The sequence below is a fragment of the Spirosoma flavus genome, from assembly GCF_054778555.1.
In genome coordinates, this window is sequence record NZ_BAAGZL010000006.1 from 150,510 (window position 1) to 171,126 (window position 20,617).

Consider the following 20,617-nt stretch of genomic DNA (forward strand, 5'->3'; position numbering starts at 1 on the left):
TCCAAAGCGTAGATTAACGTCTATCCAGACTTATAGACGTATTAACTCCTTTTAGAAGATGTTTCGATTAATCAACGTACTCATTACCAGCATTATCGTTTGCCTGCTCACAATAAACATTAGCTGGAGTCAGGAGGTGAACTGGAAAAATGTTAGAGTTCTGGTTTACACCAAAAACGGCAAAGGCTACGTACACGACAACCTCGCCAATGCGAAACTGTGCATTCAGAAACTGGGTCAGCAGTATGGTTTTGGCGTCGATACGTCGGCACAGCCAGGTATTTTCACCGAAAACAATCTAAAGAAATATACACTCCTCGTTTTTGCCAGCACCAACAACGACGTTTTCGACACCGATGAACAACGGCTGGCGTTTCGGCGCTACGTTGAAGCCGGGGGTGGTTTTGTGGGTATTCATTCGGTAATGGGTACCGAGCGTAACTGGACCTGGTTCAAACGGATGATTGGCGGTACGTTCGCCTGGCACCCGAAATTTCAGAAATTCCGCATTGAAGTGCTCGATACCAAAAATCCGTCGATGCAGTCGATTCCGAAAAGCTGGGAGCGCGAAGATGAGTTTTATTTCACCAAAAATATGTCGCCCGGCCCAACCGTCATTATGGCGAACGACATAACCACACTCAATCAGGATGAGCCCGAAAAAGTGAAAATGTTCGGCGGTTCGTACACTGAATTGTATCCGTCGGCCTGGTACTACAACTTCGATGGGGGTTATACGTGGTGCACAACGCTTGGCCACGCCAAAACCGATTACCTCAGCGACGACCTGTTTATCAAGCACATTTTTCAGGGGATTCGTTACGTAGCGGGGCAGGTCAAAAAAATTGATTTCAGCAAAGCCTACGCCGATTCACGCGATACGCCGATTCGATAAACGTATCCTGAACGGCTACGTAGCAGTCAAGGGCAGCGTAATGGTAAACTCCGTAAACTGGCCAACTTCAGTAGCAACCGTCAGTGTTCCGCCGTAGCCTTTTGTGATGATATCGTAACTCAACGACAGTCCTAACCCAGTACCTGCGCCGGTGGGTTTGGTGGTGAAGAAAGGCTGAAAGATTTTATCATGAGCTGCTGCCGGAATACCCATACCGTTGTCCCAAACCGTTATAGTAACCTGTCGACCATCCTGGTTCGAACGAACCCTGATTTCAGGTTTATAATCGGCTGAAGCGGTAAGCAGCTTTTGATGAATCGCATAAAAAGCATTACTGTATAGGTTAAGCAACACACGGCCAATTTCAGGCCTCACTACGTTTACCGGACTCAGGTTGGCATCAAACTGTGTAGTTAGTATGGCTTCAAAAGAGCGTTCTTTAGCCTGAAAGGAATGGTAGGCAAGCCGAAGTTGCTCCTCTACCAAGCTATTCAGGTCGGTTGGTTCTTTCTCGCCGGTAACGGTTCGGCTGTGCTCAAGCATGCCTTTGACGATGGCCGAAGCCCGTCCGCCGTGCTGCGTAATTTTCTGAAGATTCAGCTTGAGATCAGTCAGTAGTTCCGTTTGCAATTCTTCATCCGAAGGGTCTTCCTTTTGAATTTCGACAAGCTCATCGACCAGTTCGACCGATACTTCTGAAAAGTTGTTGACAAAATTGAGCGGATTCTGAATTTCGTGGGCGATACCCGCCGTCATTTCACCAAGAGCCGCCATCTTCTCCGACTGAATCAATTGATTTTGAGTCGTTTTTAGCTCAGTCAGTGTATTCTCAAGCGCTACTTTCTGATTATTCAACTGTTGATTGGTACGATGCCGCTGACGATTTGTACGGACCAGGTTTACAGAAAAAGCCAGCAAAAGGCCCGCCAAACCGATGAATGCGAACATCACCAACCGCTGCTGTCTGGCCTCCTGATCACGTAATTGCCGCTCGGTAGTCAGCAGTTTAATCTGCGCTTCTTTCTTCTGCGAGGCTTGTTTAAACTGAATTGCCGCCAAATGGCGGGCTGTCACCTCCGCAGCCAGACTATCTTTATAAGCGGTGTATTGAACGTAGTAGTTGTAAGCGTTTGCGTAATCACCTTTCTGCGCAAACGACCGGCTCAGTTCCCGGCTCGAGTCCCGAAGCTTCTTTTTCTCCGTCAACTCCTTCACCACCGGAGTAGGTTGAAGGCGACTCTGAACCAGACTATCTAACCACCGTTCAGAAAAATGCAGGGAAAGGGGGAGCGATCTGGTCAGTTTTTCCACCGACAACCGCTCGCGCGTGTGATTCGTCTGCAGGGAAGGCATCGACGGCACAGGCACGGAGAATACTTCTTCGCTCTGTTTTTCTATCCGACCTCCCGACGGGTTTCCTCGTATTCTGGTAGTTACGGCAGTACGTCCTAATGACTGGCCAAGCGTTTGCAGAACCGGCAGCAGGTTGGTACCGTTTTTCTGTTTCATCAATTCGCCAACCATACCCATTGCCCAGCTTGCTTCACGCTGGTCACGTAGCAGAGCAACTTTGGCCACAGCTTCATTAAGCGTCGTACTGGCCGTCTGAGTCTGTTCTTCCTGCCATTGAGAACTCGCCAGCTGGCACAGCGCTACTACCTGGCTGGCAGGATCATTCAACTGGTGGGCAACGGACAGAAGCGATTCGGCTACCTCTTTGTCCAGCAAGCGATTATTTTGCTGTAAACCCGCTCTAAGTCGTTTGATGTGGACAACTTCAGCTCTGGATACCTTTAAGCTATCGGTCAGATTACTCTGCGCTAACCCGGCAATTACCGATAGCATCAAAACGACTACGGTCGGTAATACGCTGGCGAAGTAATGCCTTACTCTCATAATAATATCCTGGACAGCTATTTAATACGTTGAAAGATACAGAAATACCTTTGACGAATATTCTTTAACGAAGTCATTCCGCTTATCTTGCGAGTATGTAATCCATTCATTTGAGGTGCTAATTTCAATACGGGATTAGCACCCATTTCCTGTTATATGATTTACTTTACGCAGTTGATTTACATCAAGGAAGGCCAGGAAGCAGTGTTTCATGAATTTGAAGACGTAGCGATTCCGCTGATTGCGAAATACAATGGCCAGCTCCTGCTACGTGTACGCCCCTCCGACGATGCCTACATTGAACATCAGATGGATAAACCGTATGAAATTCATCTGGTGAAATTTGATAATGAAGCGGACTTTCACGCCTTCAGTCAGGACGAAAGCCGGAAGCAGTTTTTGCACCTGAAAGAGCAATCGGTCAAAACGGCTATTCTGATTCAGGGCGCAAAACTCTGAGAATTATGAGCCGTGTTTTTGTCATCCTGACGCAGCCGGATCACCGGAGCGGAAGGAAGACAAGCAACGCTATAGCCCGCCCGGTTGCGACGATGCGCGGACAACCATTGTGGTTGGAATGCGATTTGTGCCGGGATGCACATCTTTCTGCTTACCCTCAATGATATTGATGAGTTGTTCGGCTGCCGTCTGACCGATTTCCAGGGCTGGCTGTTCAACCGTGCTCATGGGCGGAGCCAGCAAATCGGCAACGGGTAAATTGGTGAAGCCAATCAGTGAAACCTGCTCAGGTATGGCAATATTTCGGTTTTTTAACGCAGCCAGACAACTGGTCGATAATCGGTCGCTGGCGGCAAAAAAAGCGTCAGGATTATGGCTTAACAAGTCGTCAATAATGGGCTCTACTTCATTCTGACCGAAGCTCGCATAACGTATCAGATTTTCGTCGTACGGAATGCCGTATTTTTCAAGAGCCGCCCGGTAGCCCGCCAGACGCTCCTGCGTGATGGAAATGTGGGGCGGAATCGCAAGGTGGGCAATACGTCGACGGCCGGTCTGAATCAGGTGTTCGGTAGCGGCAAAAGCGCCACCAAAATTATCGGCCGTCACACACAGAATATCCAGATCATTCGCCACCCGATCAAAGAGTACGATAGGCAGTTTTCGTTGCTGCAGCTCCTTAATCTGCGACAGATCGGACGTACTGCTTGACAACGAAATCAACAAACCGTCGACTTTCCGGGCTACGGCCTGCTGCAAGGTCACCATCTCCTGCTCGTATGACTCGTGACTTTGAAAAATGATAACATGGTATCCGCGGTCATGGGCAGCGGCTTCAATACCGTTGATGACCTGCGAGAAGAAGTTGTTGGCAATCTGAGGAACGATCACACCGATAACCCGACTACGGTTCTCTTTCAGGCTAAGTGCAATAGGATTAGGACGATAGTTAAGCCGTTCGGCGTACTCAGTGACTAATCGTTTGGTTTCCGGATTGATTTCATAGCTGTCCCGCAACGCTCTTGAGACCGTCGATGTGGAGAGGTTTAAATCCCGGGCAATATCTTTTATGGTGACAGTAACCAAAATCAAATACTAGTAAAATACAAAAACACCAATAAACTTGCGGGTTTGGTAATGGATAAATGGCCGGTCAGATAGCCGTTTGGCGCGCACAATTCATTTCTAAAATGAAAACCCGACAACGTTCCCGATAACGATTGCGTGAATAAATATCTTGAATAATTTCAATATAAAAAACATCCTAATTAGTCTTACTTTCTACTTTTAGAAAAACAACTGTATACGATCCATTGTCTTTCCTACAAAAAAGACAATTTTCGGCTATCCTTTTTTGCATCAGGTATTATAATGCGTTCATTAGCTGTGCAATCGCTTTTACCACAGATAACATCATGAAAAAGCCCTTTCTGAACGATGATTTTTTGCTGCAAACCGAATCGGCCCGGCAGCTTTATCACGACTTCGCAAAGTCGATGCCGATCATCGACTACCATTGTCACCTCCCACCCGACCAGATCGCCGAAAACAAGCAGTTTGACAATATCACACAAATCTGGCTCTACGGCGACCATTACAAATGGCGGGCGATGCGTACTAACGGCGTAAACGAACGCTATTGCACGGGCAATGCCGACGATTTCAGCAAGTTTCAGAAGTGGGCCGAAACTGTGCCTTATACGCTCCGTAATCCGCTTTACCACTGGACGCACCTGGAATTACAGCGGTATTTCGGCCTCACCGAACCGCTCAACGGCAAGAATGCTCGACAGGTCTATGATGCTTGTACTGAGCAACTGCAATCGCCGGATTTTTCGGTGCGGAACCTGCTACGTCGCATGAGCGTCGAAACGGTTTGCACTACCGACGATCCTGTAGATACGTTGGAACATCATAAAAAACTGGCTGACGAAGGGTTCGAAATTGGTGTACTGCCCACCTTCCGCCCCGACAAAGCGATGACGGTCGAAAGCGCTGCTACGTTCAATCAGTACGTCAATCGGCTGGAAGCGGCCAGCAACGTATCAATTGCTACGTTCGACGATTTTATGACGGCGCTACGTCAGCGGCACGATTTCTTTGCGGGAATGGGCTGCAAACTTTCCGACCACGGTTTGGAGCAGATTTACGCCGAAAATTATACGGAGAGTGAAATCAAAGCGATTTTCAGCAAAGTTCGTTCGGGTGCGGAGCTGACGGGTGTGGAAGTGTTACAGTTCAAATCGGCGATGCTGGTATATCTGGCAGAAATGGATTGGGAAAAAGGCTGGACGCAGCAGTTTCACCTCGGTGCGCTACGTAACAACAACAGCCGGATGCTACGTCAACTCGGCCCCGATACGGGCTGGGACAGCATCGGTGATTTCGCTCAGGCCCGCGCCATGTCTCGCTTTCTCGACCGACTGGATACAAACGATAAACTAGCTAAAACCATTATTTACAATCTGAATCCTGCCGACAACGATCTGATTGCTACGATGATTGGCAATTTCAACGATGGTTCGGTAGCCGGAAAAGTACAATTTGGCTCTGGCTGGTGGTTCCTGGATCAGAAAGACGGCATGGAGCGGCAAATGAACGCCCTGTCGAACATGGGTTTGCTGAGTCGCTTTGTCGGAATGCTGACCGATTCGCGGAGTTTTCTGTCGTATCCGCGTCACGAGTATTTCCGCCGGATTCTGTGCAATCTTCTGGGCAACGACATCGAAAACGGCGAACTTCCCGACGATATGGAATGGACTGGCCAGGTGGTGCAAAACATCTGCTACGGCAACGCAAAATCGTATTTCGGCTTTACGAGTAAACCGCAAGAATTGGCGGTGTGAAAAGTTATAGACCGGTCTGCCGGAGCGGTTGTAAAGTTGTAGTGTTATAGGGTTGTAAAGTTTTACGGCCGTGAAGCCAACTTTACAACCCTATAACACTACAACTTTACAACTTTTTCATAATGCAAGTTTGTTGTTTTGGTGAATTATTGTTGCGGTTTTCCCCGATTGCGCAGGGCGAGTGGATTCGGCAGACATCGATGCCCGTTTTTGTGGGCGGGGCCGAACTGAACGTAGCAACGGCGCTGGCAAACTGGGAAATTCCAGTCAAATACAACTCGGTGCTTCCGCAAAATTCGCTGGCCGATGACATCATCAGCTACGTAGCGACCAAGGGAATCGATCCATCGGGCATCGTTCGTTTCGGGCAGCGGGTGGGCTGTTATTATCTGCCGCAGGGTACCGATTTGAAAAACGCGGGTGTCATTTACGACCGCGATTATTCGGCTTTCTCTGAACTGAAACCGGGCAAAGTTGATTGGAATACTATTCTGGAAAATACAAGCTGGCTCCATGTCAGCGCCATCAGCCCGGCCTTAAACGCCGACGTAGCAGCGGCCTGTGAGGAGTTGGTAAGCGTTGCGTCAGCAAAAGGAATTACCGTTTCGATAGATTTGAATCACCGGGCGCGACTCTGGCAGTACGGCGCTTCACCGGTCGATATCATGCCGGGCATTGTCCAATATTGCGACGTAGTAATGGGGAATATCTGGGCGGCCAATGCCTTGCTGGGCATTCCGGTTGATGATGGTATTCATGCCAAAGGTCAGCAGACAGACTACGTAGCACATGCCCTTACTACGTCAAAAGCGATTCAGGCGCGTTTCCCAAAGTGTAAAGTTGTTGCCAATACGTTTCGGTTCGACGTAGCGCCAACCGGCCTCCGGTATTATACCACCCTGTTTCAGGACGGTGAGCAGTACGTATCACCGGAGTTGTTGACTGACTCTGTCGTTGACCGCGTTGGTAGTGGCGATTGTTTTATGGCGGGATTGATTTATGGGCTTTACAGGCAACACAGTCCGCAGGAGGTGCTTAACTTTGCCGCCGAAGCCGCTTTTGGCAAATTGCAGGAAATGGGCGATGCTACTAACCAGACCGTCGATGCAATAAAGCAGCGTCAACGTATGATCACTTCGCTAATCTAAAACCGACTATGGCCGCATTTTCTTCCGATACCATTCTCGAACTGGTTACCAGTCATCCGATTGTACCCGTTTTTTACCACGCTGATGCCGAACACGCGCAGGCCATTGTGCAAGCCTGTTACGACGGTGGACTACGCGTTTTTGAATTCACCAACCGGGGCGACAAAGCTTTGCCGGTGTTCACGCAACTCGCTGGCTATGTAGCACAAAACTGCCCTGATATGGCGCTGGGCATTGGCACCATTTTGACGCCGGAAGATGCCAATAAATTCATCGAAGCGGGTGCCGCGTTTGTGGTTCAGCCGGTTACGACAGCTGCCGTGGGCGATTTTTGTCGGGAAAAAGGTGTCCCCTGGATGCCCGCTGGTTCAACGCTCAACGAAATTTATCAGGCTACACTGCTGGGTGCCAAGCTGGTAAAAGTATTTCCGGGGAACGTAGTGGGCCCCGATTTCATTAAAGCCATCAAAGGCCCGATGCCCTGGCTGAAATTGATGGTAACCGGCGGTGTTGAACCAACTAGCGAAAGCATCAACGCCTGGTTTAAATCGGGCGTTACGGCGGTTGGTATGGGTTCGCAGTTATTCGCTGGCGACGGTGCCAATCCAGCCGTTCTACGTGAACGTGTGGCTTCGCTGGTGCAGATTGTCAGCCCGTTTGTTCCCCAGACAACCTAGCAGGTACAACCATCTATCAGCCCATACTGTAAATCAGGGGTTAATAGATGACCGCTGCAATATCTACTTCTTCCATAATTTATCCGAAACTACCTGATTCATAACCTGATCGCGGTAGTTTCGGCTGATGGGAATGCGGTGAGTTTGAATACAAATCTCATTGCCTTCAATGCCTTCTATTTTAGGTATTGAAACCATGTACGATTTATGCACACGGATGAAAGTATGACCGTCCATATTCTGCTCTAAACCCTTCATGTTCAGCAACGTTACGTATTTACCCTTGTTCGTAAAAATCGTTACGTAATTCTGTAAACCTTCTACAAACAGAATATCATCGAAGAAGATTTTCTCGTATTTATTTCCGCATTTGACAAAGAAATAGTCGTCGTTGTCTTCTGATTTTGGCACTCCCGTCACGGTTGATTGGTTCAGGAGTTTGTGGTATTCTCTGGCTTTGTTGGCCGACTTAAAAAACCGGTCGAACGTAATGGGTTTCAGCAAATAATCCAGTACGTTCAGCTGAAACCCTTCGAGCGCGAAACTCGGATAAGCCGTGGTAATCACAACAATCGGCGGTTTAGAAACCAGTTTCAGGAAATCGATACCACTCATTTTCGGCATCTGAATGTCCAGAAAAATTAAGTCCACTGGCTGCTTTTCCAATACCTTGATAAGTCCCAGCGGGTTCTCGCAGGTAGCCGTTAATTGCAGAAAATCAACTTCCCGAACGTAGCTAGCCAGCCCCTCGCGGGCTAACGGTTCATCGTCGACAATTACACAGTTCAGCATTGTTACGAAGCTTTGATTTTCAGGCGATTTGCAACGTAGCAGCTTGCGCCATTTCGGTCAGTTCCAGACGTAACGCTACGTTAAAACGTTGGCTATCCTGCTGAATATCCAGTTTATATTGGTCAGTATACAGCAAATCTAATCGGCGTTGAACGTTCTTTAAGCCAATACCGCCGTAATGAACAGTTTATCGATCCCGTGGAGTATCGGCGCAGGTTCTTTAAAAATTCTCCAAGGCATCTGGCAGCTCTTAATCTGGCAGCCGAAAAATCAGATTGGGGCGCACTTTTGCCTGAAGGCCAATTCAGAGGAGTTGCCGTTTCGTCAATTGCCTATAAAATTGTAGGTGGTATAAAAGGGAAATCGACTAAGTTTAATCCTGAATAAAAACGTCAATGGCGAGACAATGGTAAAGCCAAAATCCACCTATCGGCTTTGGACATTTCAGTCTATTCGAGCGATACAGGAACTGAAAACAAACGGAATACTTCAGGCGAGTTGGGATCGCTATGCATCAGCCGGTTATTTCATAAGGGCGTACCAATGGATGGCTAACCAGATGAGTGCGAGACATATCGACTGTGCGGAGTATGCCCCTATATGGGCCTGGCACTCATGCACACACTATGAACAGGCGCCAACTTTACTCGTTGCCAGATGCTTACTAAGTGATATAGAGCTGGAAAATGGCATACAAACGATCGAATTTGAGTGCCCAGCAGAATTGGCGATTTTATCTACGTATGGGACCTGGAATGTGCTGTTGCATGACTTTTTCGCGACCAGTCAGGAAGGTAAAATCGATAAGAAAATAGAACAGCAACTATTCGCAACGGAGCGAAACCAGTTTAGCAAATACGATTCTATTCAGGCAACATTGCCTTATATCAAGCTGGAATGGGTGCAAGAAATCAGAGAGCTGAAGTTGAAGCCGAATGATTATAGGTATTCGCCTAAAGCAAGAGTCTAACTTCAACCTAATCGTTTATGCCCGTTTTATTGACTTTTATGGGTTCTCGATGATTCTTTGGCTAGTGTCAGGTTATAGAAGCGGCAAGCCGCTGACAGTATCTAGGCAAAGCAATTGATTATCAGCCTATTTAATTCATAGTAGCGTAAATCCAAATTAAAATAATCACATATTTTTTGCCTATTGTTCTAAACACATTACATTGTTGGCTACGTTTTCTTTATTCTGGCCAACATGCTCTCTATCAAACCGTTTCTGCTAGTCTTCTTACTGAGCTGGCCTGCTACGTTCCTGTTTGGGCAAGCTACCTTCTCAATCGCTTCGCCCAACAATGCGCTTCGGCTGTCAGTCACTAATCAACCAACAGGCATCGTAACGTATCAATTGACCTACAAAGGCAAAAAGGTGATCGAGCCATCGGGCCTTGGTTTTGTGCTGAGCAAACCGAAGGTGTCGCTTACACAGTTTACGATTACCAAAGTTGATTCATCTTCTAAAAACGAAACCTGGAAACCGGTTTGGGGCGAGGTCCGCGAAATCCGAAATCACTACGACGAACTGTCCCTTACGCTGACGGGTAAGGATACAATGGCGATCAAGATAGTCGTTCGATTCCGGGTATTTGACGATGGCATCGGGTTCCGGTATGAGTTACCAGAGCAGAAGTCGCTGACCCACTTTATTGTCGATGACGAAAAAACGCAGTTCGCGCTGGCTGGCGATCATAAAACGTTCTGGATACCGGGCGATTACGAGACGAATGAATACCTCTACAACACAACCCGAATCAGTGAAATTGACGCAAAAACAGCATTTGACAAGGAAAAAGATATCGCGCTGACTTCCTTCATCGGTCCCAACGCAGTCCAGTCGCCATTGCTGATGAAAACCGGCGACGGGATGTACATCAGTATTTACGAAGCGGCTCTGATTAATTACCCGGTCATGCATTTGCAGGTAGATAAGCGGAAACTGGCGTTCACGTCGCAGTTGACGCCCGATGCAGTTGGAAATAAAGCGTATCTGCAAACACCCGCCCAAACGCCCTGGCGTACGATCCTGGTTAGCGACAGAGCTACGGATTTGTTGTCTTCCAAACTGATTCTGAACCTCAACGAACCCTCAACCATTACTGATCCATCGTGGATAAAGCCCCAGAAATTTGTGGGTATGTGGTGGGAAATGCACGTTGGGAAAGCGACCTGGGAAAAGAAAGGTGGCAAACACGGTGCCAATACGCAAAACGTAACGAAATACATCGACTTCGCGGCTAAATACGGTTTCGACGGCGTATTGGTCGAAGGCTGGAACGTAGGCTGGGAAGACTGGTTCGGCAACTGGAAAGAAAACGTATTCGATTTCGTAACCCCCTACCCCGACTATAACCTCGATTCGCTGACTCATTACGCGCAGCAGAAAGGGGTACGTATCATCATGCACCACGAAACGTCTGGCTCCGTCACCAACTACGAACGGCGGATGGATGCCGCTTTTCAGTACATGCAGAAAGAAGGTATCAATACCGTAAAAACGGGGTATGTAGGACGTATCATTCCGCGTGGGGAACACCACGATAGCCAGTGGATGGTTGGTCATTACCAGCGCGTTGCAGAGAAAGCGGCTCAGTACAAACTAATGGTCGATTCGCACGAGTCGGCGCACCCAACCGGACTGCATCGTACGTACCCAAACTGGATGGCCAGTGAAGCCGCTCGGGGTAGCGAATTTAACAATGCGCCGACACTCGGCATTACACCCGAACACACGACTATTCTGCCCTTCACCCGACTGCTGGGCGGACCCATGGATTTTACGCCGGGGCTGTTTCGATTCAAGCTCGACCAGTTCGATAAAACACGTACTACGCGGGTTCGTACTACGTTAGCAAAACAACTGGCGCTCTACGTAACAATCTACAGTCCACTGCAAATGGCGGCCGATTTACCCGAAAACTACGAACAGCATCTAGATGCGTTCCAGTTCATCCGCGACGTACCAGTGGATTGGGACGACACCAAAATTATTGCCGCCGAACCCGGCGATTACATCACGATTGCCCGTAAAAGCAAAGGGAAAGACAGTTGGTATCTGGGCGCCATCACCGATGAAAACAGCCGCGACATTGCCATCGGGCTGGATTTTTTAGAGCCGGGCAAAAACTACGAAGCCACAATTTATCGCGATGCCCTCACCGCCGATTGGCAGGCTAACCCAGAAGCCTACGTTATTGAAAAGAAGCCCGTGAATAGTAAAACCAAACTTCCAATTCACCTAGCCAAAGGGGGCGGCTGCGCCATTCAATTTATCAGAAAATAAATGGCGTTCCAACTAAAATAGCTGTTGCTGAGTCTTTGGAATAAAATCGCCACAGTTATGAAAATTCAACTACTATATCTGGGATTACTGATTTGTTTTTTAGCCTGTTCGCGCTCCGACAAAGACTTACTGCTCACGCCAGATGGTCCTGAAGGCACCAAGAACGTAACGGCTTTGCTAAACGATTCAACCTGGTATGGACGCGGTATCGCGAGTCGCGTATTCCCAGTAGCGGGTGAGGCTTGTCGACTGAACCGATTTACTTTATACGTATCGAATGAACTCCCTTATCCCAAAGGAGCCAGAGAAGCCGCTCTTTACGATTGCGTTGGACCCTGTAATACAACCCAGCACCTCACTATTGAGAAAGTGCCATTAGCGCTTGGCAAATATACCATGACCGACCTAACCACCTGCTCACCCTATCCGCTGACAGGTGCCAGTTATGGTCTTATCATTGGTGGCGATGCGATTTTTGCATCATACACGGCAAAAGGCCCAGACAGTGGCTGGATTGAAGTGACCAGAGCGGATACGGTGGCGAACGTAGTGGAAGGCAATTTTGAACTGATGCTTACGTCGCAATCGGCTAAAACGGTTCGCTTTCGAAATGGTCGTTTTATAGCGCGTTTGCAGAAATAAGACAACTTCTGGCTTCAGACGAAGTGTAGCCGGACAATAAGGAATTAAAAAATGGTTGATTAATTCAACAAAGACCCACTATTTTGGCCCACTCAAGACGAGAATAACAAACATCTCGACAACCATTTAACATTCAGTTATTATGCCAATCAAACGGAATGCCTCCGCCCACTGGGAAGGATCAGGCAAAGATGGAAAAGGCACTGTATCAACTGCCAGTACCGTACTTAATCAAACACAATATTCCTTCAACACCCGCTTCGCCGACGGTGTAGGCACCAATCCTGAAGAATTAGTAGGCGCAGCGCACGCGGGCTGTTTCTCCATGAAACTGGCCTTTAATCTCCAGGGAGCCGGTTTTACAGCCGATTCGATTGACACAAAATGCACCATCACCCTCGATCCAGAGAGTGGCAGTATCACCGAATCGCACCTGGTTGTAACGGCCAGCGTTCCCGGTATCGATCAGGCAAAATTTCAGGAGCTGGTCGACGATGCCGAAGCCAACTGCCCGATTTCCAAACTTTTCAACACGAAAATTACCGTTGAAGCGAGTTTGGCGTAACAGGTAAAAATAAACGATTATAAAAGTAAAAAGCCGGGGCAACCTGGCTTTTTCGTTACTAGTCTGTATGTAACGTAGCAACGTATGAAATTCCGTAAAATCTTCTCTCAAACGATACGTTGGCAGCTTTGGCACGTCGTTGTTTTAGTCAGTCTTTTTCTGCCATTTGCTACGTTAGGTCAGTCTGGTTTTTCTAAATCGCTCGCGTTTCCGGGAGCCGAAGGATTTGGTCAGTACACTAGTGGTGGACGGGGCGGTAAGGTATTAATCGTCAAGAATCTCGACGATAGTGGTCCGGGTAGTTTCCGGGAAGCCATCGAATTTCGTGGACCACGTATCATTGTGTTTGCCGTATCGGGCACCATTGCCCTGAAATCAAAAATTCTCATTCGTCAGGGCAATCTGACTATTGCGGGTCAATCGGCGCCGGGCGATGGTATCTGCTTAAAGAACTACAACCTTGGTATTGAAGCCGATAACATCATCATCCGCTACATGCGTTTCCGTCTGGGCGATGAGGCAAAACAACAGGACGATGCCATCACGGGCCTTCGCCAGAAGCGAATTATCATCGATCATTGCTCCATGAGCTGGGCCACCGACGAATGCGCTTCGTTCTACGATAACGAGAATTTTACAATGCAGTGGTGCCTTATCGGCGAAAGTCTGAACAAGTCGGTTCACGAAAAAGGGGCTCACGGATACGGCGGTATTTGGGGTGGTTTGGGCGCTACGTTCCATCATAACCTGATCGCCCACCAGCACAGCCGGACGCCCCGTTTCTGTGGCGCGCGCTACCATAAACAACCTAAACGCGAAATAGTCGATTTCCGAAATAACGTCATCTACAATTGGGAAATTAACAGTGCTTACGGTGGTGAACGGGGCAATCATAACCTGGTCAACAATTATTACAAAGCGGGGCCGGTTACACGTGATACGTTACGCAGCCGTATCATCAACCCCTTTAAGCCGTACGGGAAATTCTACGTAACAGGCAATTTAGTGGCTGGAGATGAACGTATTACCAGCGACAATCTGGCGGGTGGTGTTCAGGGTGCTCCGCTTGATTCAGTACTAGCTAAAGTTCCCTTTTTCGTCGAACATATTACAGAGCAGACCGCGCAGCAGGCTTATGAACAGGTGCTTGCCAAAGCTGGTGCCAGTCTCCGACGCGATGCTGTTGATAATCGCATTATAAACGAAGTTCGACTAGGGAACGCTACGTTCGGCCGAGATCATAAAGGCATCGTTGATACGCAGTCCGACGTTGGTGGATGGCCGACTCTGAAACAAACTTCTGCTCCTACCGATACCGACGCCGATGGCATGCCTGATACGTGGGAAACCGCCAAAGGTCTAAACCCCAACAGCGCAGATGATGCGAGTTTATTCACGCTGGATGAACAGTATTCGAATGTCGAAATGTATTTGAATAGTTTGGTTGCTGCACTTTAGTCATGAACTGTTTTTTGTCAAGCTGAGGTACCGTTTAAGGGTAGAAGTGTTTACACGGTGTCTTATCTGAACCGAATCCTAAACCAACCTTACGCCTAGATGAAACCGCTACTTACGCTGGTGGCCTTGTTGACAATAAGCGCCTGGACGACGCTTGCCTTTTGCCAGCAGATTTCGAAAGAAGAACTCATTTTCTTAACCCCCGACTGGAAAGGCGAACGCTTTCCCGACGGACGCCCAAAAGTTTCCGACGCCATCCTTAAACGGATGAAACTTGTTACGCAGGAAGAAGCCTGGGCGGTCCTAAAAGGCGAAAAATACCGCTACCAATTCGCCGGTGGCTGGCAAACGATCAACCCTGATAGCGTACTGGTAGGCAGAGCGTTAACTGCTACGTTCATGCCCGGTCGCCCGGACGTTCACCGAGTCACCGACGAAAAAGGTCATAACAAAGACGGGCGGGTGAAATCGCAGAATGCGTGGCCCATCGACATGCTCACGAAAGGTGATGTGTACGTGGTGGATCAGTTCGGTATGCACGAAGATGGTCCCACAATTGGCGACAATCTGGGCAATTCTATTTACGCGAAAACCGGCAACGGAATCGTCTACGAAGGGGCAGTCCGCGACGTAGCGGGGCTGAAAGAAATCGGCGGGTTTACGTCTTATTTCCGCAGTTATCACCCTTCTCACCACAATCCCGAAGGTGACTTGAACACTACGTTGGTAGGAATTAATCGCCCGACACGTATCGGCAAAGTGATGGTGATGCCCGGCGACATCGTGCTGGGACGCGATGGTGGCGTGTGTTTCATCCCGCCACATCTGGCCGAAAAAGTGGTTAAAACGTCCGAAATCATCCGCTTACGCGACATGTTTGGGCACCTACGTTTGCGGGAGCAGAAATATACGCCCGGCCAGATCGACTCGCGATGGTCAGATGAAATTGAGAAAGATTTCTCGCAATGGCTCAACGCGCATCTCGATAAATTACCCGTTCCGAAAGAGCAAATTCAGGACTATCTAAAAACACGTACCTGGTAATTCGATGGATAGAGAAGTTGTAAAGTTGTAGGGTTATAGAGTTGTAAAGTTGGTTCCATGTACGATATAACTTTACAACTCTATAACCCTACAACTTTACAACTTCCCTGTTTGTAACAACCTTAACTTCACCTCTCATGAAACCAACCTCCCGACGATCTTTTTTAACCAAGAGTGCCTTAGCCAGTGTTTTCAGCGCCAGCGCGTTAGCTAGTTTTGGGGAAGGCCTCGAAACTGCCGTCAACCATGCTCCGCAGTCCTCGGCTCCCTCTGACCTAAAAATCACCGACATCAAATGCGGCTACATACGTAACGGCCACAGCCTGTTCGTGAAGATCCATACCAATCAGGGCATCTGGGGTTGTGGCGAGGCTGTCGACGCTTCGGTTGGTACGTATCACCTGGTGAAACTGATGGGCGAACGTATCAAAGGCAAAAGTCCGCTTAATGTAAATCGGCTGTTTGAAGACGTTCGAAAATCGGGCTTTTTCGAGGGAGCACAGGCGGGTATCTACATTTCCGTACTGTCGGCGATTGAAACGGCCCTCTGGGATCTGACCGGTAAAGCGCTTGGCATGCCGGTTTATCAACTTTTGGGCGGAAAATTTCGCGATAAAGTGCGGGTTTACTGCGATACAGGTGCCTACCGCGAAACTGACACCAGTCCCGACGCTTTCGGAAAAAGTGCCAAAAAGGCGGTCGATATGGGGTTTACAGCCGTAAAATACGACATCGACGAACGTAACGACCCTAACAAATACGATTCCTACAACTGGACCGCCAGCCAGGGAGAGCTGGAACGGATGTATAACCAGATTGCTGGCGTTCGGAAAGCGGTCGGCCCCAAAATCGACATTTGCGTGGATATGCACGGCCGCTACGACGTAACAACCGGTCGGCGGGTAGCCAAGATGATGGAACCGCTGAACCTGCTGTTTCTGGAAGAACCCATTCCGGCCGAAAACCCCGAAGCTTACAAGCAAATCCGGGAAGCCTCAAATACGCCCATCTGCGCAGGCGAAAACCATTATCTGGCGCACGGTTTCCGGAAATTACTCGAAATCGGCGCGGTCGACATCATCATGCCCGATCTGCAAAAAGCGGGTGGTCTGGGGGAAGCGCAACGTATCGCCAACTTAGCCAATCTTTACTACGTTCCGTTTGCGCCCCACATGGTAGCGTCGTATCTGGGTGCAATGGCGTCGAGCCATGTGTGTGCCTCGGTGCCCAACTTCCTGATACTGGAGTGGCAGATTTATTTCCATGAAGAGCCCATGTTCAAAGAAATCGTTACGTTTGATGGGCCGATGGTTGAAAAAGGCTTTATTCCGGTATCAAACAAGCCAGGTATTGGGGTGGAAATCAATGAGGAAGGCATGAAAAAATACGCGCCTAAAGACGTACCGTTCTTTGTGTAGATCGGGGTTTCGGTGATTTTTATTCGTCCGATACGTAGTAATCAGAGAGTAGCTTCACGGGTTAACTGTGTTTTAACGTAGTATGCCAACAATTTTTTAGCTCAGTGACTTCAAAACCGACTTCCTCAGCCGCTACGTCCAGCCCAGTAATGGGTAACGTTTTAGGCCCCAAAACGAATTATCGCTGGATAATTGCTACGTTGCTTTTTGTGGCAACGACCATCAATTACCTCGACCGTCAGGTAATCGGTCTGCTGAAACCTCTTCTGGAAAAGGAGTTCGGCTGGAGCGAATCGGATTACGGCAACATTGTAGCCGTATTTACCTTTTTCTACGGCGGCACTACGTTGCTGGCGGGCTACATCATCGACCGGATTGGCACCAAAATGGGCTACATCTGGGCCATTTTCATCTGGAGCATCGCGGCTATGGCCCATGCGCTGGCGGGTGGTACGTTCGGTTTCATGGTGGCGCGGGCTCTGCTGGGTATTGGTGAGGCTGGTAACTTTCCGGCTTCCATCAAAACGGTTACTGAATGGTTTCCGCAAAAAGAACGGGCAACGGCAGTCGGTTTTTTCAATTCGGGTGCTAATATCGGCGCGGTGGTAGCTCCGGCGGTTGTTCCTCCGCTGGCTCTGATGGCTGGCTGGCAAATGACGTTTATTATAACCGGTGCGTTGGGTTTTCTCTGGATTGTGGCCTGGTGGTTGTATTATGACATTCCAACTAAACACAAAGGCGTCAACCAGGCCGAATTAGCGCACATTACTGAGGAAACAACCATCACCGATGCTGCTCCTGCCGAACTTCCTGTTGATGGTACGGCCAAGAGTTACCCCATTTTTTCGAACAAAGCCATCTGGGGTTTCATGGGCGGCAAATTCATGACCGACCCGATCTGGTGGTTTTTCCTATTCTGGCTGCCTACCTACCTATCAAAAGTTTATAGCCTCGACCTAAAAAAGTTGGGTCTTCCACTCATCGTGATTTATCTGGCGGCAACGATTGGTAGCGTTGGGGGCGGCTGGCTCTCGTCCAGATTGATTCAGAGTGGCTGGCACCCGACGCGTGCCCGGCAATGGGCGATGGCTCTGTTCGCCATCTGCGTAACGCCGGTGATGCTCATCAGTCAGGTAAATAATTTGTGGGTGGTTATTGGCATTCTCTCGCTGGCGGTAGCGTCTCACCAGGCGTGGTCGGCTAATATTTTCACCGTAGCTGCCGATCAATTTCCGAAAAGCGTAATCAGTCGTGTAGTCGGTTTGGGCACCATGTCGGGAACGATTAGTGGTTTCTTCTTCCCGCTGCTCGTCGGCCAGATTTTGGATCACTACACCAAATTGAGCAGCCTGTCGCAGGGGTACTACGTTATTTTCTACATCGCCGGCTTTGCCTACATCATCGCCTGGAGCATCCTTTACTTCTTCATTTTCAGCAGAGTGAAAAAAAGTTAGGCGATGTATGAAGTATGCTATATGAGGTATGACGTGAATACTACCCAACATATATCCTATATCATACTTCATACATAAACAGACTTTTTTCTATTACTACGTAAGTTCCCCTATGTTACAAACCATGCGCTGGTTCGGGCCAAACGACCCAGTTTCGCTGATGGACATTCGCCAGGCGGGTTGCGCGGGCGTTGTGACGGCGCTTCACCAGATTCCGGTAGGCGAACTTTGGACCGTTGAAGAGATCAACCGCCGAATTGAACTAGTTGAAGCAGATAACCATCGGTATTCGCGTTTGCATTGGGCTGTTGTCGAAAGTTTGCCGGTGCACGAGGCCATCAAAAAGGCGCGCCCCGGCCACGAGCGCTACGTTGAGAATTACAAGCAATCGATTCGAAATCTGGCTTCCTGCGGCATCAAAACGGTTTGTTACAATTTCATGCCTGTACTCGACTGGTCGCGTACCAATTTGAGTTACGAGATGCCCGACGGTTCGCGAGCGTTACGTTTTGTGTGGGAAGATTTCGTTCTATTCGACCTGTACATCCTGAAACGCCCCAACGCCGAAGCCGATTACGAACCCGAATTGATTGAAGCCGCCCGCCAGAAATTCGCCAGTTCGTCAGCCGAGCAGATTGCCCAATTAACCAACATCGTTTTGCTAGGCTTGCCCGGTTCCGAAGAAGCGTTTTCGCTCGCTACATTTCAGAGTTTGCTGGATGAATATGCTACCATCGGCGATCAGCAACTACGAAACAATTTGTACGCTTTCATTCGGCAAGTGGCTCCGGTAGCGCAGGAAGTTGGCGTTAATTTATGCATTCACCCCGACGATCCGCCGTACCCATTGCTGGGTCTACCCCGCGTCGTTAGCACTAAAGCCGATTTGGCCCAATTGATGGAAGCCAGCAACGTAACGGCCAACGGTATTACGTTCTGCACGGGTTCGCTAGGCATCCGCGCCGACAACGATTTGCCCGGTATGATCGAGCGTTTCGGCGAACGAATTCACTTCATTCACTTGCGAACTACCAAACGTGAAGCTGAGAACGTAATAGCCGGACGTCATAACTTCCACGAAGCCGATCATCTCGAAGGCGATGTCGATATGTACGCGGTCATCAAAGCGATTGTGCTGGAACAGAAACGGCGCGAGAAAATGGGGGTCGGCGTTACGTCCATTCCGATGCGCCCCGATCACGGCCATCAGATGCTCGACGATTTGCACAAAAAGACGTATCCGGGTTATTCAGCCATCGGTCGGCTACGCGGTTTGGCCGAACTCCGGGGGCTGGAACTTGGAATACTACGTTCGCTGGAGTAACTCAAACTAGCCGTACTCTTCCCTTAATTACGCCCTAGTTTTCGCACAAAAATCCATGACGAATTGTTATTATTAAAACAGCTATTCGTTATGAGAAAACAATTTGGCATTATCATCACTTGCCTATTTTTGGGTTTACTGACAGCCTGTTCTTCTTACAAAATCACTCGCAATCAGTCAGATAAAGCAGCTACGTGGTCGGCTTACCGCACGTATGCGTTTCTGGATACAGCCCGCCTGAGCGACAACCCTCGGACAATAACGTACCGGTCGGCTATGGAGCAACTAAAGCAGGCCGTTGCGACCGAACTTCGGAACCGGGGTTACCAACCTACAAAGGATAATCCTGATTTACTGGTTAATCTGGGGGCGGTGGTTCAGGAGCGAACACAAACCCGCACGACCACTATTCAGGAGGCTCCGCGTTACATCGGGCAACGGCGTTATCACTGGCAAAGTCAGGAGGTACCGGTTGGTACGTACGAAGAAGGAACGGTTAATTTGCACGTAGTGGACGCTCAGAAAAACGCGTTAGTGTGGGATGTAGCCCTGTCGAGTGTGCTTAATCGGCAGAGTCTTTCGCCTGAACAGCTCAACAAGGCAGTGGCGAAACTTTTTGAGAAATTTCCGGGATAACGGAATGAAGTCACGACAAATATTCCTCGCCACTAATCGGTTCGCGGTTGCAGCAAATAGTGTATGTATGGGGCGGG

General features: G+C 48.9%; 18 protein-coding genes. 15 read left to right on the forward strand and 3 right to left on the reverse strand.

What is annotated here, in order from left to right:
- Positions 1 to 58: 58 nt before the first annotated feature.
- On the forward strand, positions 59 to 895 hold the full coding sequence (locus ACYVF1_RS26045) for a ThuA domain-containing protein (RefSeq protein WP_461084486.1): 837 nt from the start codon (positions 59 to 61) through the stop codon (positions 893 to 895).
- A 15-nt stretch (positions 896 to 910) separates the two neighbouring features.
- Here ACYVF1_RS26045 and ACYVF1_RS26050 read toward each other — a convergent pair whose 3' ends face one another.
- Positions 911 to 2,791, reverse strand: a complete 1,881-nt coding sequence (locus ACYVF1_RS26050; protein WP_461084488.1) for a sensor histidine kinase — start codon at positions 2,789 to 2,791, stop codon at positions 911 to 913.
- Positions 2,792 to 2,947: 156 nt separating this feature from the next.
- Between ACYVF1_RS26050 and ACYVF1_RS26055 the strand changes: the two genes are divergently transcribed.
- Positions 2,948 to 3,250: a DUF1330 domain-containing protein gene (locus ACYVF1_RS26055; RefSeq protein WP_461084490.1), complete on the forward strand. Its 303-nt coding sequence runs from the start codon at positions 2,948 to 2,950 to the stop codon at positions 3,248 to 3,250.
- A gap of 69 nt (positions 3,251 to 3,319) precedes the next feature.
- On the opposite strand, the gene ACYVF1_RS26060 is transcribed toward ACYVF1_RS26055, so the two are convergent.
- Complete coding sequence (locus ACYVF1_RS26060) at positions 3,320 to 4,336, reverse strand: LacI family DNA-binding transcriptional regulator (protein ID WP_461084492.1); 1,017 nt, start codon at positions 4,334 to 4,336, stop codon at positions 3,320 to 3,322.
- A 329-nt stretch (positions 4,337 to 4,665) separates the two neighbouring features.
- Here ACYVF1_RS26060 and uxaC point away from each other — a divergent pair, with 329 nt between their 5' ends.
- From uxaC to ACYVF1_RS26075, 3 genes are all read left to right on the forward strand, one after another.
- Positions 4,666 to 6,096 carry a glucuronate isomerase gene (gene uxaC, locus ACYVF1_RS26065; RefSeq protein ID WP_461084494.1) on the forward strand — a complete coding sequence of 477 codons (1,431 nt, stop codon included), beginning with the start codon at positions 4,666 to 4,668 and terminating at the stop codon, positions 6,094 to 6,096.
- A 119-nt stretch (positions 6,097 to 6,215) separates the two neighbouring features.
- Positions 6,216 to 7,244, forward strand: coding sequence for a sugar kinase (locus ACYVF1_RS26070; RefSeq protein WP_461084847.1), 1,029 nt, complete (start codon positions 6,216 to 6,218; stop codon positions 7,242 to 7,244).
- An 8-nt stretch (positions 7,245 to 7,252) separates the two neighbouring features.
- Positions 7,253 to 7,921 (forward strand): beta/alpha barrel domain-containing protein, encoded by a 669-nt coding sequence (locus ACYVF1_RS26075; RefSeq protein WP_461084496.1) that lies wholly within the window; start codon positions 7,253 to 7,255, stop codon positions 7,919 to 7,921.
- Positions 7,922 to 7,984: 63 nt separating this feature from the next.
- On the opposite strand, the gene ACYVF1_RS26080 is transcribed toward ACYVF1_RS26075, so the two are convergent.
- Complete coding sequence (locus ACYVF1_RS26080; RefSeq protein WP_461084498.1) at positions 7,985 to 8,713, reverse strand: LytR/AlgR family response regulator transcription factor; 729 nt, start codon at positions 8,711 to 8,713, stop codon at positions 7,985 to 7,987.
- Positions 8,714 to 9,119: 406 nt separating this feature from the next.
- Between ACYVF1_RS26080 and ACYVF1_RS26085 the strand changes: the two genes are divergently transcribed.
- The 10 genes from ACYVF1_RS26085 to ACYVF1_RS26130 all read left to right on the forward strand — a co-directional run bounded on the left by ACYVF1_RS26085 (position 9,120) and on the right by ACYVF1_RS26130 (position 20,540).
- Positions 9,120 to 9,683 (forward strand): DUF3841 domain-containing protein, encoded by a 564-nt coding sequence (locus tag ACYVF1_RS26085; RefSeq protein ID WP_461084500.1) that lies wholly within the window; start codon positions 9,120 to 9,122, stop codon positions 9,681 to 9,683.
- 234 nt (positions 9,684 to 9,917) lie between these two features.
- Positions 9,918 to 11,999 carry a glycoside hydrolase family 97 protein gene (locus ACYVF1_RS26090; protein WP_461084502.1) on the forward strand — a complete coding sequence of 694 codons (2,082 nt, stop codon included), beginning with the start codon at positions 9,918 to 9,920 and terminating at the stop codon, positions 11,997 to 11,999.
- Between the two features lie 57 nt (positions 12,000 to 12,056).
- Positions 12,057 to 12,641, forward strand: a complete 585-nt coding sequence (locus ACYVF1_RS26095; protein ID WP_461084504.1) for a hypothetical protein — start codon at positions 12,057 to 12,059, stop codon at positions 12,639 to 12,641.
- A gap of 142 nt (positions 12,642 to 12,783) precedes the next feature.
- A complete protein-coding gene (locus tag ACYVF1_RS26100) occupies positions 12,784 to 13,206 on the forward strand; it encodes an OsmC family protein (protein WP_461084506.1) in 423 nt (140 codons plus the stop codon).
- Between the two features lie 84 nt (positions 13,207 to 13,290).
- On the forward strand, positions 13,291 to 14,664 hold the full coding sequence (locus ACYVF1_RS26105) for a pectate lyase family protein (RefSeq protein WP_461084508.1): 1,374 nt from the start codon (positions 13,291 to 13,293) through the stop codon (positions 14,662 to 14,664).
- A gap of 99 nt (positions 14,665 to 14,763) precedes the next feature.
- Complete coding sequence (locus tag ACYVF1_RS26110; RefSeq protein ID WP_461084510.1) at positions 14,764 to 15,708, forward strand: RraA family protein; 945 nt, start codon at positions 14,764 to 14,766, stop codon at positions 15,706 to 15,708.
- Positions 15,709 to 15,845: 137 nt separating this feature from the next.
- On the forward strand, positions 15,846 to 17,126 hold the full coding sequence (locus ACYVF1_RS26115; RefSeq protein ID WP_461084512.1) for a mandelate racemase/muconate lactonizing enzyme family protein: 1,281 nt from the start codon (positions 15,846 to 15,848) through the stop codon (positions 17,124 to 17,126).
- A 149-nt stretch (positions 17,127 to 17,275) separates the two neighbouring features.
- Entirely contained in the window at positions 17,276 to 18,580 is a 1,305-nt protein-coding gene (locus ACYVF1_RS26120) for an MFS transporter (RefSeq protein WP_461084849.1), read from the forward strand.
- A 112-nt stretch (positions 18,581 to 18,692) separates the two neighbouring features.
- Positions 18,693 to 19,904, forward strand: coding sequence for a mannonate dehydratase (uxuA, locus tag ACYVF1_RS26125; protein ID WP_461084514.1), 1,212 nt, complete (start codon positions 18,693 to 18,695; stop codon positions 19,902 to 19,904).
- 90 nt (positions 19,905 to 19,994) lie between these two features.
- A complete protein-coding gene (locus ACYVF1_RS26130) occupies positions 19,995 to 20,540 on the forward strand; it encodes a DUF4136 domain-containing protein (RefSeq protein WP_461084516.1) in 546 nt (181 codons plus the stop codon).
- Positions 20,541 to 20,617: the final 77 nt, after the last annotated feature.